Source organism: Bradyrhizobium sp. AUGA SZCCT0177, assembly GCF_018130125.1.
GTDB lineage: Bacteria > Pseudomonadota > Alphaproteobacteria > Rhizobiales > Xanthobacteraceae > Bradyrhizobium.
Map to the genome: position 1 here is coordinate 258,397 of NZ_JAFCMA010000003.1, position 14,839 is coordinate 273,235.

A 14,839-nucleotide genomic window follows, 5' to 3' on the forward strand; every position below is an offset into this window, starting at 1 on the left:
GGGCAGCCCCCGATCGAGCGGCAGGGTTTCGGGCGGCCGGGCCGGAACCCATCCGTCATCCAGATGTCATCGAATGCGCCAACAGCTTGCTGGACACACATTCGAGGGCACCGATGGACTATTTCCGACGCTTCACCTTTCTGTTCGCCGCACCGGTCTTTGATACCGACGATCTCGAAGGCCTCCGTTTCAACCAGATCATCACCGAGATCGAGCGGTCCGGCTTTGAAGTGGTCCGGGCGCGCAAGCTCGAGGATGCGGAGATCCAGGTGCAGACCGACGCCGCGATCGGCTGCATGGTGGTCGACTGGGGCAAAAAGGGCCTCGAGGGCAAGACCATGGCCCTGATCAATCTGATGCGGCGGCGCGGCCTCGATTTTCCGATCATCCTTTTGATCCGCCGCAAGCGGTTCGAGGACCTGCCGGTCGAGGTGCTGGATTTCATCGACGGCTATGTGTTCCTGTCCGAGGAAACGCCGCCCTTCATTGCCAAGAACCTGATCAGCCGCCTGAAGCAATATGCCGAAACCCTGAAGACGCCGTTCTTCGGGGCGCTGGTCGACTATGCCGAAGAGGGCAACCAGCTATGGACCTGCCCGGGCCACAATGGCGGTGTGTTTTACAGCCGCAGCCCGATCGGCCGGGTGTTCGTCGAACATCTCGGCGAAGCTGTCTTTCGCGACGACCTCGACAATTCCGTGCTCGACCTCGGCGATCTCCTCACCCATGAGGGCCCGGCGCTGAAGGCGCAAAAGGAAGCGGCGCAAATCTTCGGCGCCGAAAAGACCTATTTCGTGCTCAACGGCACCTCGACCTCCAACAAGGTGGTGTTGGGCGCGCTGGTCACCGACGGCGACCTCGTGCTGTTCGACCGCAACAACCACAAGGCGGCCCATCACGGCGCGCTGATGATGGCCGGCGGCATTCCGGTTTATATCCCGACCGTCCGCAACGCCTGGGGCTTGATCGGCCCGATGCGCTGGGACGCGATCGACGAGACGAGTTTGCGCGAACGCATCCGCAGCCATCCGCTGGTCAAGGACCCCGTGGCCTGGCGCAAGCCGCGTCCTTTCCGGGTCGCCGTGGTCGAGCAGTGCACCTATGACGGCACGATCCACAGTGCCGAGATGATCCTGAAAGCGATCGGCCATCTCTGCGACTATATCCTGTTCGATGAGGCCTGGGCCGGATTCATGAAGTTTCATCCGCTCTATGCCGGACGTTTCGCGATGGGACTGTCCGGTCTCGGCCCCGACGCGCCCGGCATCATCGCGACCCAGTCGACCCACAAGCAGCTGGCGAGCTTCTCGCAGGCCTCGCAGATCCACATCAAGGACCGCCACATCACCGGCCAGAAGCGCCGCATCGAACACCGGCGCTTCAACGAGAGCTTCATGCAGCACGCATCGACCTCGCCGTTCTATCCGATCTTCGCCTCGCTCGATGTCGGCGCGCAGATGATGAAGGGCCGCTCCGGCGAGGTGCTGTGGGACGACACGATCCGGCTCGGCATCGAACTGCGCAAGAAGATGCGCGCGGTCCGCCGCGAATTCGAGGAGAAGGAAGCGCGGCCCGAACGCCGCTGGTTCTTCGAACCGTTCGTGCCCGACCGCGTCGCGATCCCGGACGTTTCCCGCGCGGGCGCCGTGCACAATGTGGCCTGGGAGACCATCTCCACCGACATGCTGGTCACCGATCCCGTTTATTGGCAGCTTTCGCCGGACGCGCGCTGGCACGGTTTTCCCGATCTGACCGCGGGCTTCGCCATGACCGACCCGAACAAGCTGACGGTGCTGACCCCCGGCTTCGACCATGCCACCGGCCGCTATGCCGACCACGGCATCCCCGCCCCCGTCGTCGCGCAGTATCTGCGCGAAAATCGCATCGTGGCGGAAAAGAACGATCTCAACTCGCTGCTGTTCCTGCTCACCCCCGGCGTCGAGGCCAGCAAGGCCGGCACGCTGATCTCGGGCCTCGTCGCGTTCAAGAAACTGCACGACGACAACGCGCTGCTGGAAGAGGTGATCCCGGAATTCCATCAGCGCCGGCCGAAGCGCTATGCCGGCGTGCGCTTACGTGATCTCTGCGCCGAGATGCACGGCTTCTTCCGCAACGCCGGCGTCAGCGCGCTGCAGGCCAAGCAATTCCTCGCCGAGCATCTGCCTGACATCGCGATGTCGCCGCGCGACGCCGCGCGCTATCTGGTTCGCAACGACGTCGACTATCTGCCGATCGACGCCATCCCCGGCCGCATTGCCACGACGCCGTTCGTGGTCTATCCGCCCGGCATCGCCACCATCGTACCGGGCGAACGGTTGACCGAGCGTGCGCAACCGATGATCGACTATCTCAAGATGTTCGAAACCTGCTTCAACACATTCCCCGGCTTCGACGTCGAAATCCAGGGCGTCTACAAGGAAGTCGATCCGTCCGGCCGCATCCGGCTCTATACCTACGTGGTCGCCGAATGAACCGGCCAAACGAAACCGCAGGTCCGGCCATGACGAGCGACCAACCGGTGCTGGTCCGGGCCTCGCGCGATGGCGATGTCGAGGCGATGCTGGCGATCTACCGGCATCATATCCGCCGCGGCATTGAAGAAGGCGTCGACGACAGCGGCACGCCGGAGCCGGAGGATTTGCGCGACCGGCGCAAGAACCTGCGCAGCCAGCGCCTGCCGCATCTGGTGGCGACCTGCGGCGGCGAGGTGGTGGGCTACGCTTATGTCGTGCTGTTTCGCAAGCGGCCGGCCTATCGCTACGCGGTCAAGCATTCGATCTATGTGCATCGCGAGCATCAGGGACGCGGCGTCGGACGGCTGTTGTTGCAGGAGCTGATCGATGTCTGCGCCGCGGCCGGGTTCCGGCAGATGATCGGCTATATCGATTCCGACAACACGGCCTCGCTCGCGCTGCATGAAAGGTTCGGCTTTGCCCGCGCCGGCCTGCTGCCGGGCGTCGCCTACCGCTACGGCCGCTGGGCCGACACCGTCATGGTGCAACGTTCGCTTGCCGCCGGTTCAACCGCACCGCCGCTGATTTCCAGCCCGGGGCGGTGAGCGGGCGTGCAACAAATTCCATGTCGTCCCGGCGAATGCCGGGACCCATAGCCGCCGAAGGTCATCGTGCACGAGGCTGGAGCGACATCGGCTCGGACAATAAGCATTTGTGGTTATGGGTCCCGGCGTTCGCCGGGACGACGGCGGTTGGGTTTGCTTGGTACCGCCCGCCCCCGCTTCGCCGCAACCCGGTGCGCCGCCGCGAGCGCGGCTCGCGCCCAGACGATCAGCTCATCGGGTTCGTCGAACAGCCGCTCCGGCACGCGCCAGAAGGAGAGGTCGATCATGGCGCCCTTCTTCGCATAGTTGAGCGGCGGAAACGCCTCGGCTTCCTTGAATATCTCACGGTTCTGGTCATCGACCCGGAAATAGAGCGTATTCTCCGTCACCACGGCAAGCATCACGCCGTCGCAGAACACGCCGGTCTTGCCGAACATGCGCCGCATGGTGACGCGGCCCAGCGGCGCCAGCTGCTCGCTCAGGAATTCGGCATAGGTGGCGCTGGCGACCATGCTCGCCGATCACCGCGGTTCGCCGGAGAACGCCTGCCGCAATGTCGACAGCCGTTCGAGCGCCGCTTGCGGCAATGGACCTTTTTCGACCGCGGCGAATGCGCCCTCGAACTCCTGCGGCGTCGCCATGCCGACCAGGATGGTGCCCATCGCCGGGTGCGACAGCGCAAACCGCGTCGCGGCCTCGGTCAGGCTGGAAGCAAACCCCTCCTCCACCAGCGGCATCAGGCGGCGGGCGCGCTCGATATCGGCATCGTAGCTCATGCTCGATCCGATCGGCTCGGGCGCCGGGCTTGCAATCGGATGCCGCGCGGCCGAGCCCGACAAGGCGCCGCCCGCCAGCACGCGGATGCCGACGACGCCGACGCCGGCCGCCCTCGTGCGATCGAACAACCCTGCATAATCCTGCGCCGGATAATTTTTCGGCAGTTCTTCGGCGGCGGATGGATTGAGCATGTTGTAGACGATTTGCGCGCTGTCGAAGACGCCGGCATCGATCACCTGATGCAGCGCCGCGGTGTCGCCGACCGCCGAAATCCCGAGGAAACGAATCTTGCCGTGCTGACGCAGCCGCTCGAACGCCGGCACCACCTCGCCCAGCACCTGCCGCGCGCTCAGCGCCGATCCGCCGCCGGAAACGGTAATCGGATTGTGCAGGTGAAAGATGTCGACGTGCTCAAGACCCAGCCGCGTCAGGCTGCCTTCGAGCGACGTCGTGACGGCATCGGCAATGCGGCCGAACGCGTCGGGCGGTATTCGGACCTTGGTGCCGACGATCGCGTTGGCCGGCTTCAGCTTTTGCAAGACACGGCCAAGGTTCTTTTCCGATTCACCGTCGCCGTACAGCACCGCGGTGTCGAAATAATTCACGCCGACTTCGAGCGCCCGCGCCACGGCGCGCTCCTGGTCCGCAGGATCGCCGCGCACCATCACGCCGCCGACAGCGCCGCAACCAAAGCCCAGCACCGAGAGCTGCATTCCCGTGCGCCCAAAAATTCGCAATTGCATCGCTGTTCCTCCGGCTGCTCGCACAATACTCGAAATCTTCGTCCCGGGGTAATTTGCGGCTGACACAATTGTAAGTTTGCGTTTCGGAGTTGCGGGATCGGCAAAACTGACGCACAGTTTGGGCCTGTGCCGGAAATCAACCGGCGAGTATCAAACGAGGAGCACGCCATGATCAAGGTAAGCGTTATGTATCCAAACACGCCGGGGGCGCGCTTCGACCACGATTATTACCGCGACAAACACATGCCGCTCCTGAAGGCGCGCATGGGCGATGCCTGCAAGTCCTACACGGTGGACAAGGGCCTTGCGGGTGGCGCGCCCGGTGCGCCCGCGACCTATGTCGGGATGTGTCACATCTTCGCCGACTCGGTCGAGGCCTTCCAGGCCGGCTTTGGGCCTCACGCCAAGGAGATCATGGGCGACATCAAGAACTACACCGACATCGCCCCGGTCATGCAGATCAGCGAAGTCGTCGTCGGCTGACGGCGGCTGCGCAGCTTGCGTAGGGTGGGTCAGGTGACTTGTCCGCCGCAGCTCGCAGAGAGAAGGCGTAAGCCGTAACCCACCGCCGACGCGAATACGAACAGCGGTGGGTTACGCGGAGTTTGTCTCCGGGCCGCGCTTTGCACGGACCCGCCGGCAACCCACCCTAAGCATTAACCTGAATTTCGCCTGGTCAAGTCTTGAAGCGCGCGATGGTAAAGCCAATTCGGACTACCCCCAAAGAAGCGGTATCGTTCCACGATGTTTGTTGCGGAACCCCCGAAATCTCGACATCATTTTCAAACGCTGCCGGACATCGCCCCCCTGTAAAAAACCTGGCCGCGAACCCCAAGAAGCCGCGTCGGGCCTCAGCTCTTTCCCCAAGGAGCTGAGGTCCTTCTATGTTGTGGTGCCCTGGAAAACTTTCATGCCGAAAATCACGATCATTGAAACCGGCGTCATTTCGCCTGCCAATCGCGCGCGGCACGGCTCCTTTCCGCAGATGTTCGAACGGCTGCTTGGCGAGGCGGATGCCTCGGCGAGCTTTGCGACGGTCCGGCTTGCTGACGGCGAAGCGCTGCCCGATCCCGCCAGCCTCGAAGCCATTCTGCTCACGGGATCGCCAGCCGGTGTCTACGACGATCTCGACTGGATCGCACCGCTCGAGCGCTTTGTACGCGCGGCATATGAGGCGAGAGTTCCAATGGCCGGAATCTGCTTCGGCCATCAATTGATCGCGCAGGCGCTCGGCGGAACGGTGCGCAAATCGGAAAAGGGCTGGGGCATCGGACGTCACGTCTATGACGTCGTGCCCGGCAACGGCGTGATCGACGGCGATAGGCTAGCGATTCCCGCCTCGCATCAGGACCAGGTCATCGCGCCGCCTACGGGGGCAACAACCATATTCCATTCGCCGTTCACGCCGCACGCGGGCCTTCTCTATGCGAACGGCGTAACGCTGTCCGTGCAGCCGCATCCCGAATTCACCACGGCCTTTGCGCATGTCTGTTGCGAAAAAGCCGGTCAGAACAACGCTCCCGAACCGCTGGTCACGGCGGCCAAGGCTTCGCTCGAGCAGCCCCTCGACAGCCCCGACCTCGGCCGCGCCATCGCGCGTTTTCTGGCGAGGCCGCGCACAGCGTGATCGATTGTGGTGCTATGTATCCCCACCAGGACCGCCCACCGAGTTGTCGGGATTGCCGTCTGCATTCGGCTTCACCTTCGTCCCCTGACGAACGGCGAAGGCGATAAATCCCACCAGCGCGCACAACGCCAGCAGGGGTCCCAACCAGTTCGGCATCATCGTCCTCCGCCTCGTTTTGCACCAGGCACTCACACGACGCATATTTCGTGCCCGTAGAGCGCCGCGAAACCCACCAGACCCAAGACCTATGGGCTTGGCTTCGTGAGGATTACCGCATCGTTGGACTCGCTATTGGGCATATGGGTTCAACCTAGGAAGCCCCTGTTTCCAATTGACCCATTCCTCAGCGTCCCGCAGCGACACAAAATCCGCGATCGGAATGTCCGCAATGTCGGCGCGACGCTCCGTCACACGCCAGCCGCCCTCCGCCAGACGCTCCAGGATGAGGGATTCAACTGGTAACCCAACCTTGCTCATACTTGACCTCGCTATCGCATCACCCATCCTGCGCCAGCCGCCGAATTCGTCCAACGACGTGGTAAGCCCAAAGACGCACTGCCCGCAGCTTCATCGCGAACCCGAAGACCCAGTCGGGCGCTCCCAGATAGCGCAACATTTCCATCTGCCCCTCGGCCTCGCGTTGCGCAAAGCTCGCATCGGAATAGTGGTCATGGTCGACTGCACACCATTCCAATCTGCGTGCAACTTCCTCCTGCAACGCCTCGCCTTGCGGCAGTTTGGCAATGAAGTTGCGTTCTCTGCGAATGCAAATCGCTTCAATCCGGACGCGCTTCTTCTCCTCGTACATGACGCCCCACTGCTCCAGCCTTGCATGGGTTGCCTCATGGACAATCGTCGATGCGATCCATTCGATCGTCGTTGCTTCCTGGAGGAGATAGCGCTCGTCAAACACGCACGCCTTCAGCGACCGCTCGTAGTGTGCAATATCACCTGGCAGTAACCGCACCCATATTCGCTCCAAATTATTGATGACGCGGGCGTGGTGTAGAGGAGCATGGTTCTTGATCAGCTGGAGCGCTTCCTCGATACGGCGCAAGCCGGAGTGAGGCCTGCCTTCCATCGTTCCCACCCAAAGCCCGTCAATGTTTCGGCTTGTCGAGGACCATAGTTCCAGCCTGTCGATGACAGCAGGCTTTCTGTCCTGCAAATCCCGCCGCTTCTTCCGTTGCTCCAAGCGTCGACCTTCTTCGGGGCTCCACCGCATTGGCCGATTCATAGGCGAAGCTCTCTTTCCGACTAATGAGAGGCTTGATTCAAATCGTATCGAATATCGGTTCCTGTCGGTAGACTTTCGACTACCCACTTTGCCCGACGGGCAAATCACTTCCGATTTACGGAAATTATGTCAAGCCCCGAAATAAAAAATATTTCGCTTTTCCAAAAGGACAAATCAGGTGCATATCCTTGCCCATCCCGTCCCACTCAGAGGGGCGTCGGCCGTCGTCATGACGAGGGGCGGGTCGCGGTGGACGCTGACGTTGCGATTGACGGTCGCAGCTGAAGCGTACGGCGAAAGCGTGTGGTCCTGGCGCCCGTAACGGCGTCAAGTCTTTCGGGAGCTGACGCTTCCGAGGGGCGACGGTGGCAATAGAGGCCGTCTCACCGGGGAGAGCGCGTTATAAGCCGTAAAGCCACTGCGCAGGGAATGTCGGATGCTCTCCGCTGCCCTGTATGCTCATGTGCAGCATTCTTATGCACAATCGCACATGAGACCGCGGGTGCAGCGCGCATCCGGCATTCCCTGCGCCCTCTGAATTGAGAGGGTGAAGAATTTTCAATAGCTCGGGCGCAATGCGTCGCGGGAACGCGAAACTATATCCGCGTCGTCCCGGCGAAGGCCGGGACCCATAGCCACAGGAAGAAGTTTTGCGAATGGTCTCTGTTACCGTAACTTCACCGAGAGATCACGCGGTATGGGTCCCGGCCTTCGCCGGGACGACGATGGTTGAAACACCGTCCCCGAAAACCACCCTACCCGATCGGCTTCAGCCCCGCCTCGATCACCGCGCGGCGCGGTTCGAGGAACGGCGGCAGCGCCAGCCTCTCGCCGAGCGTCTCCATCGGCTCGTCGGTCGCAAAGCCGGGGCCGTCGGTTGCGATCTCGAACAGGATGCCGTTGGGCTCGCGAAAATAAAGGCTGCGAAAATAAAACCGGTCGACCTCACCGCTGTTGGGCACCCGCAAATCCGTCAGCCGCTGCGTCCAGGCGTGATACTGCGTCTCGTCGGGCGTGCGGAACGCGACGTGGTGCACGCCGCCCGCGCCTTGGCGCGCCATCGGCGACGCCTTGTCCTCGAGTACATGCAGTTCGGCGGCGGGATTGCGCTCGTCCTTTGCCTCGCCCATCGCGAACACGTGAATTTGCGCGCCGTGCGCGGCGTAGTCGCGCACGCGGCGCATGTTCATGACCTCGGTCAGCACGAACGCGGTGCGGGGCAGATCGTGCACGGTGAGCACGATCGGGCCGAGGCCGCGGATCTGATGCTCCGCCGGAACCGTACTGCGCTCCCAGGGCGAGGAAGCGCCCGCCCCGCCGTCATCGATCAATACCAGGCGCTGCCCTTCGCCATCCTCGAACGGCAGCGTCAGCCGGCCGTCTACTTCGATCACATCCCCGGTCACGCCGCCCGCCGCCTTCAGGCGGTCGCGCCAGAACCCGAGCGTCTTTTCACCGGCGACCCGCAGGCCGGTGCGCGAGATCGAATTGGTGCCGCGCCGCTCCGGCGCCGCCGGAAAATCGAAGAAGGTAAGGTCCGTGCCGGGATTGGCTTTGCCGTCGGCATAGAACAGATGGTAGGCGCTGACGTCGTCCTGGTTGACCGTCTTCTTGACCAGCCGCATGCCGAGCAGGCCGGTGTAGAAGGCCAGATTGTCGCGCGGCTTCGCCGAGATCGCGGTCAAATGGTGAATTCCGGTAAGCTGCATGGCATCATCCTTATCGCGAGAAAAACAGGTGCGGCGATTTGGGTCTTCTGCGGGATCATGTAGGATATAGTGTGATTATTCGCCAGCGGCCCTGTCGCCGGCCTGTTCAGGGACAATTTCCATGACCGAACACCTCATAGTGTCTGACGAAGACGCGACGCGCGTGATCACGATGCGGCGGCCCGAAAAGAAGAACGCGATCACCCAGGACATGTATCGCGCGATGAGCGATGCGATCGACAAGGCGCAGGACAATCCGGCCATCCGCTGCATCATCATCACCGGCGGCTCCGGCGTGTTCACCGCCGGCAACGACCTGGAGGATTTCCTGAAAGACGGCACCTCCAATGCCGATGTGCCGCGCGCCTCCAACGCCGCAAAGTTTCTCTATTCGCTGGCGCACAACACCAAGCCGCTCATCGCCGCCGTCGACGGCATCGCGATCGGCATCGGCACCACCATGCTGTTCCATTGCGACCACGTGCTCGCCAGCAGTACCGCAACGTTCTCGACACCGTTCATCAATCTCGGGCTGGTGCCGGAAGGCGCCTCCAGCCTGTTGGTGCCGCGCGCCATGGGCCACCAGCGCGCATTCGCGATGCTGGTGATGGGACGCAAATTCAGCGCCGACGATGCGCACGCCGCCGGCTTCGTCAACGTCGTGGTGGCGCCGGGGCATACCGAGGCCGAAGCGCGCAAGGTGGCGCGCGAAATCTGCGCGCTGCCGGCCGAAGCGGTGGCGATCTCGCGCAAGCTGCTAAAACTGCCGCCGGAAGACCTGACCCGCCGGATCGACCAGGAAGGCCATCTGTTCGGCGAACGGATGCGCTCCAAGGAAGCGATATCAGCGTTCAAGGCCTTCATGGAACGCAAGAAGGGGTAGCCGGCAAGGCGTGATACTCACCCGCCGTCATTGCGAGCGCAGCGACTTGTCCGCCGTAGCTCAACGAGCGAAGGCGGAAGCAATCCATCGCGCCGCATGAAGAAAGAATGGATTGCTTCGTCGCTACGCTCCCTTGTACAAACGCATCGCGTTTGTTGCAGGCAATGACGGTGCCATGAGAATTCTCTTCAATCCTATTCTTGCCTTGGCGATCACGGCCGCGCTTGCCACATCATCGCACGCCCAGACCCCCGCCCCCATCGATCTGCGCATTCTCGCGATCAATGATTTCCACGGCTATCTCCGCCCGCCGCAGCTCGGGATCCGGATAGCCGATCCCGAGGACAAGACCAAAAAAACCTTCGTCGCCGCCGGCGGGGCCGAACACATGGCAACACTGGTCAAGGAACTTCGCGACGGCCACAAGAACTCGATCTTCGTCGCGGCCGGCGATCTGATCGGCGCCAGTCCGTTCCTGTCGGCGATGTTCCATGACGAGCCCACCATCGAGGCGCTGTCGATGATGGGGCTGGATATTTCCTCGGTCGGCAATCACGAGTTCGACGAGGGCAAGGCCGAACTGCTGCGCATGCAGAACGGTGGCTGCCATCCGGTCGACAAGTGCCAGGGACCGCATCCCTTCCTCGGCGCGAAATTCCGCTATCTCGCCGCCAGCACCTTCGAGAAGGCGACCGGAAAAACCGTGCTTCCCGCCTATGAAATCAAGACGTTCGAGGGCATTCCGGTGGCCTTCATCGGCCTGACCCTGAAGGGCACGCCCAACGTCATCTCGCCGGAGAGCGCCGCCGGCCTCGAATTCCGCGACGAGGCCGAGACGGTGAATGCGCTGATCCCCGAACTGAAGGCGCGCGGCGTCGAGGCCATCGTGGTGCTGATCCATGAAGGCGGCCTGCCGACCGGCGACTACAATGAGTGCCCGGGCATATCAGGCCCGATCGTCGATATCGTCAGGAAGTTCGACCGAGCGGTCGACATCGTCGTCTCCGGCCACACCCATCAGGCTTATGTCTGCGAGATCGACAGCAGGCTGGTCACGTCAGGCGACAAATACGGCACCATCGTTACCGCCATCGACGTCAAGCTCGATCCCGTCAGCCGCGACATCGTCAGCGCCAGGGCCAACAACACCATCGTCCGCACCGAGGCCTATGCGAAGAATCCCGAGCAGACCGCGCTTATCGAAGCCTATGACAGGGTTGCCGCGCCGATCGCCAACCGTCCGGCGGGCTCGATCACGGAAACGCTGTCGCGCGTGCCCAACAATGCCGGCGAGAGCCCGCTCGGCGATGTCATCGCCGACGCGCAGCTGGCGGCGACCAGTGCGCCTGCGAACGGCGGCGCGGTGATGGCGTTCACCAATCCCGGCGGCGTGCGCATCGACATCACGCGCAAGGAAGATGGCGCGGTGACCTATGCGGACCTGTTCGCGAGCCAGCCGTTCCGCAACCAACTGGTGACGCTGACGCTGACCGGAAAGCAGATCAAGGACATGCTGGAGCAGCAATGGTTCGATCCGAAACGGCCGCGGATCCTGCAGGTCTCGAAGGGCTTCAGCTACGCCTGGGACAACACCAGGCCGGACGGCGAGCGCATTCTCCCTGAGCGGATGGCGCTGAACGGCGCGCCGATCGAACCCGCCGGGAACTATCGCGTGACCGTCAACAATTTCCTCGCCGTCGGCGGCGACGGCTTTACGATCCTGACGCAAGGAACCGCCCCGCGAATCGGCGTCTACGACATCGACGCGTTGAACAGCTATTTCCTGGCCAACAGTCCGGTCGCCCCCGGTGCCGTCAATCGCATCGCCCGAATCAACTGAGCCAGCCCACCGCCGCGCGGGGTGGAACCATGGCCCCTTTCCGAGCGGCCGCCGAGCGCCTAGATTGTGCGTTCGCGGCCCGCCCGCACGCCAGGATTTCGCATGACGCTGTTACTGACGCATTCCGCCTGTCTCGACCATCTGACGCCGCCGGGACATCCCGAGCGTCCCGACCGGCTGCGCGCGGTCGCCGAGGTGCTCGGCGAGGATCGCTTCAAGGCGCTGGCGCGCGGCGAAGCGCCGGAAGGCAGTCTCGATTCCGTGACGCTGTGCCATGGCGAGCATTATGTCGGCGAGCTCCGCCACATCGCGCCCACCAGCGGCCTGATCTATATCGACGGCGACACCTCGATGTCGCCGGGCACCTGGGAAGCCGTCATGCGCGGCGTCGGCGGCGCGGTGGCCGCGACCGACGCGGTCATGTCCGGCGCCCATCACAACGCGTTCGTCGCAGTCCGCCCGCCCGGCCATCATGCTGAAGTGAGCAAGCCGATGGGCTTCTGCTTCTTCGACAATGCCGCAATCGCCGCACGCCATGCCCAGCGCAAATACGGCATCGCGCGCGCGGCGGTGGTCGATTTCGACGTCCATCACGGCAACGGCACGCAGGATATTTTCTGGTCCGATCCGACCGTGATGTATTGCTCGACGCACCAGATGCCGCTGTTTCCCGGCACCGGCGCCTCCGGCGAGCGCGGCGAGCACGACACCATCGTCAACGCGCCGCTGGCGTCGGAGGACGGCAGCGTCAAGTTCCGCATGGCGTTCGAAAACCTGATCCTGCCGCAGCTGCAGAAATTCAGCCCCGAACTCATCATCATCTCGGCCGGCTTCGACGCGCATTTCCGCGATCCCCTGGCCTCGCTCAACGTGAAGGCGGAGGATTTCGGCTGGGTCACGCGCAAGCTGATGGATGTCGCGGACAGCAGCGCCGGTGGCCGGGTGGTCTCGGTACTGGAGGGCGGCTACGACCTGCAGGGGCTGAAAGAGTCGGTCGCATCCCATGTCACCGCATTGATGGGCACGTAAATCCCCGCCACAATACGCCCGCAAAACTTCGCTTGATTCTGCGCATCACGATTTGATCTGCGCATCCGGGAACACAATATGGCTGAAAACACCCAAGTGGACGTCAAAAAGCTGAGCTTCGAGCGCGCGATCGAGGAACTTGAATCGATCGTCAAGCGGCTCGAGGACGGCAAGGTGCCGCTTGAGGAATCGGTTGCGATCTACGAGCGCGGCGAGGCCCTGAAGCGGCGCTGCGAGGAACTGCTGCGGCAGGCCGAGGCCCGCGTCGACAAGATCACCACCGACGCCAGCGGACAGGTGACGGGCACCGAGCCGCTCGATGTTCAATAATCGAGAACATTAGGCGAATTTGACACCCGCCATCCCGCAAGGGCCCGAAATAGCGACCGAATTAGCTACCTAATTAGCCGCCGAATTAGTTCTTGGCGCGCAAAACGGCCTGATATAGTCCGGCCAGCACCCGGGGACAGTTCGTGCGCGTTCAGCACCGCCATATCATCTACATACAGGGGTACGATCCGCGCGGATTGGCGCAATACTACCGCATGTTCCGTACCGAACTGCGGAAATTCGGCCGGCTGTACCAGCTTTCCGCCACCATCAGCCGGCCCAAGGTTGCAGCCGACGACGAGATGGCGTCCTGGACCATCGAGACCAAGGCGGACGACTGGCAGACCCGTACCAGCTACGACTTCCTGCGTTTCGAAGACTTCATCCAGCGCGACCTCGCCTCGCCGATCTGGCGCACGGTTTTCAACGCAGTCTGGATCTATTGGCGGCTGGTGTTCAACGGCACGCTCGCGCGGTTCACACGTGCGAACTGGCGTTTCGCGGCCTTCATCACCTATCCGCATTTCGTGCTGCTGCTGGAAGCCCTGGGCTCGGCCGGTATCGCCTTCGTATTCATGAAGGGCCTCGACGCGCTGGGTATCCCGGCGCCGTTCAGCATTGCCGCTTCTGTCGCGATATTCGTGGCGCTGCTCGGCACCGTGCTGAAATACACCGAAAACAGCACTTACGTGCTCTATCTGCTGTCCGACTGGATCTGGACCTGGGACTTTGCGCACCGCGCCCGCCCCGACTGGGACCAGCGCCTCGACCGCTTCGCGCAGCACCTCGTCAATGTGGCGTATTCAAGTGACGCCGAAGAGATCATCGTTGTCGGCCACAGTTCCGGATCATTCCTGGGCACCGAAATGCTGGCGCGTGCGCTTAAGCTCGATCCCGCACTGGGGCGTCACGGTCCGCGCATCGTGCTGCTGACGATCGGCGGCAATTTACCCATCATCGGCTTCCACGCGGCGGCGAAGGATTTCCGCGAGCATCTGCGCCAGCTCGCCGTCGAGCCGTCGATCGACTGGATCGACTGCCAGGCCCGCAAGGACGTGATGAACTTCTACCAGTTCGATCCGATCAAGAGCCACGGCATCGAGGTCGGGAACGCCCGGCGCAATCCCACCGTCGTGGCGGTGCGTTTTCGCGACATCGTCCGGGCCGATCATTACGAGACCTTCCGCTGGCAGTTCTTCAAGGTCCATTTCCAGTTCGTGATGGCCAACGAGCAGCCCGACGCCTACGATTTCTTCATGATCGTCTGCGGACCGATCCCCCTGAGCGCGCGCATGGCCGTTCCGGATGCCGCGCTGGCGGTTGCAACCGGCGACCCGGCCGCGCGCGAATGGGCCTGGAAACGGATCGAAACCGCCAAGACCGGCGCGCTGGATGCCGACGATTTAGGCGGCATGGAACCTTCCGCCCGCCGGAGCGGTTAAAAAATCGAGGTTTTTGAACCAAACGGCCGGGAACCCTGACCTAGCAGCGGGTTGGCTTTGGCCGCCGCTTTGGTGTAAAGCTTGCAATTCTATGGGCTGTGGAGAGCGGGTCTGCCGGTCATTGCCGACGGAAAGCAAGTTCTTCAAATGGCTGAAGAAAACTG

At 62.7% G+C, this 14,839-nt stretch carries 14 protein-coding genes; 9 read left to right on the forward strand and 5 right to left on the reverse strand.

Annotated elements, in window-relative coordinates:
* Positions 1-113: 113 nt before the first annotated feature.
* On the forward strand, positions 114-2,471 hold the full coding sequence (locus tag JQ597_RS05300; RefSeq protein ID WP_212263181.1) for an Orn/Lys/Arg family decarboxylase: 2,358 nt from the start codon (positions 114-116) through the stop codon (positions 2,469-2,471).
* Positions 2,472-2,500: 29 nt separating this feature from the next.
* Entirely contained in the window at positions 2,501-3,058 is a 558-nt protein-coding gene (locus tag JQ597_RS05305) for a GNAT family N-acetyltransferase (protein ID WP_212263182.1), read from the forward strand.
* Positions 3,059-3,171: 113 nt separating this feature from the next.
* Here the strand turns inward: JQ597_RS05305 and JQ597_RS05310 are convergent, their stop codons facing one another.
* Together JQ597_RS05310 and JQ597_RS05315 are read right to left on the reverse strand one after the other, a co-directional pair.
* Entirely contained in the window at positions 3,172-3,570 is a 399-nt protein-coding gene (locus tag JQ597_RS05310) for a TfoX/Sxy family protein (protein ID WP_212263183.1), read from the reverse strand.
* 9 nt (positions 3,571-3,579) lie between these two features.
* Entirely contained in the window at positions 3,580-4,578 is a 999-nt protein-coding gene (locus tag JQ597_RS05315; RefSeq protein WP_212263184.1) for an aldo/keto reductase, read from the reverse strand.
* A gap of 168 nt (positions 4,579-4,746) precedes the next feature.
* Here JQ597_RS05315 and JQ597_RS05320 point away from each other — a divergent pair, with 168 nt between their 5' ends.
* Both JQ597_RS05320 and JQ597_RS05325 read left to right on the forward strand, forming a co-directional pair.
* Complete coding sequence (locus tag JQ597_RS05320; RefSeq protein WP_212263185.1) at positions 4,747-5,061, forward strand: EthD family reductase; 315 nt, start codon at positions 4,747-4,749, stop codon at positions 5,059-5,061.
* A 427-nt stretch (positions 5,062-5,488) separates the two neighbouring features.
* Positions 5,489-6,205: a type 1 glutamine amidotransferase gene (locus tag JQ597_RS05325; RefSeq protein WP_212263255.1), complete on the forward strand. Its 717-nt coding sequence runs from the start codon at positions 5,489-5,491 to the stop codon at positions 6,203-6,205.
* Between the two features lie 288 nt (positions 6,206-6,493).
* Here the strand turns inward: JQ597_RS05325 and JQ597_RS05330 are convergent, their stop codons facing one another.
* The 3 genes from JQ597_RS05330 to JQ597_RS05340 all read right to left on the reverse strand — a co-directional run bounded on the left by JQ597_RS05330 (position 6,494) and on the right by JQ597_RS05340 (position 9,151).
* Positions 6,494-6,682 (reverse strand): hypothetical protein, encoded by a 189-nt coding sequence (locus JQ597_RS05330; protein WP_212263186.1) that lies wholly within the window; start codon positions 6,680-6,682, stop codon positions 6,494-6,496.
* A gap of 19 nt (positions 6,683-6,701) precedes the next feature.
* Entirely contained in the window at positions 6,702-7,400 is a 699-nt protein-coding gene (locus tag JQ597_RS05335; protein WP_212263187.1) for a hypothetical protein, read from the reverse strand.
* Positions 7,401-8,197: 797 nt separating this feature from the next.
* Positions 8,198-9,151, reverse strand: coding sequence for a ring-cleaving dioxygenase (locus tag JQ597_RS05340; RefSeq protein WP_212263188.1), 954 nt, complete (start codon positions 9,149-9,151; stop codon positions 8,198-8,200).
* Positions 9,152-9,272: 121 nt separating this feature from the next.
* Between JQ597_RS05340 and JQ597_RS05345 the strand changes: the two genes are divergently transcribed.
* The 5 genes from JQ597_RS05345 (at position 9,273) to JQ597_RS05365 (ending at position 14,675) form a co-directional block, all read left to right on the forward strand.
* Positions 9,273-10,034, forward strand: a complete 762-nt coding sequence (locus tag JQ597_RS05345; RefSeq protein WP_212263189.1) for a crotonase/enoyl-CoA hydratase family protein — start codon at positions 9,273-9,275, stop codon at positions 10,032-10,034.
* Positions 10,035-10,209: 175 nt separating this feature from the next.
* Positions 10,210-11,874 carry a bifunctional metallophosphatase/5'-nucleotidase gene (locus tag JQ597_RS05350; protein WP_212263190.1) on the forward strand — a complete coding sequence of 555 codons (1,665 nt, stop codon included), beginning with the start codon at positions 10,210-10,212 and terminating at the stop codon, positions 11,872-11,874.
* Positions 11,875-11,976: 102 nt separating this feature from the next.
* The gene (locus JQ597_RS05355) at positions 11,977-12,903 is read left to right on the forward strand and encodes a histone deacetylase family protein (protein WP_212263191.1); all 927 of its coding nucleotides are present in this window, start codon (positions 11,977-11,979) and stop codon (positions 12,901-12,903) included.
* A 78-nt stretch (positions 12,904-12,981) separates the two neighbouring features.
* Positions 12,982-13,233, forward strand: coding sequence for an exodeoxyribonuclease VII small subunit (locus JQ597_RS05360; RefSeq protein WP_065730974.1), 252 nt, complete (start codon positions 12,982-12,984; stop codon positions 13,231-13,233).
* A gap of 143 nt (positions 13,234-13,376) precedes the next feature.
* The gene (locus JQ597_RS05365; protein ID WP_212263192.1) at positions 13,377-14,675 is read left to right on the forward strand and encodes a hypothetical protein; all 1,299 of its coding nucleotides are present in this window, start codon (positions 13,377-13,379) and stop codon (positions 14,673-14,675) included.
* The last annotated feature ends 164 nt before the right edge of the window (positions 14,676-14,839 follow it).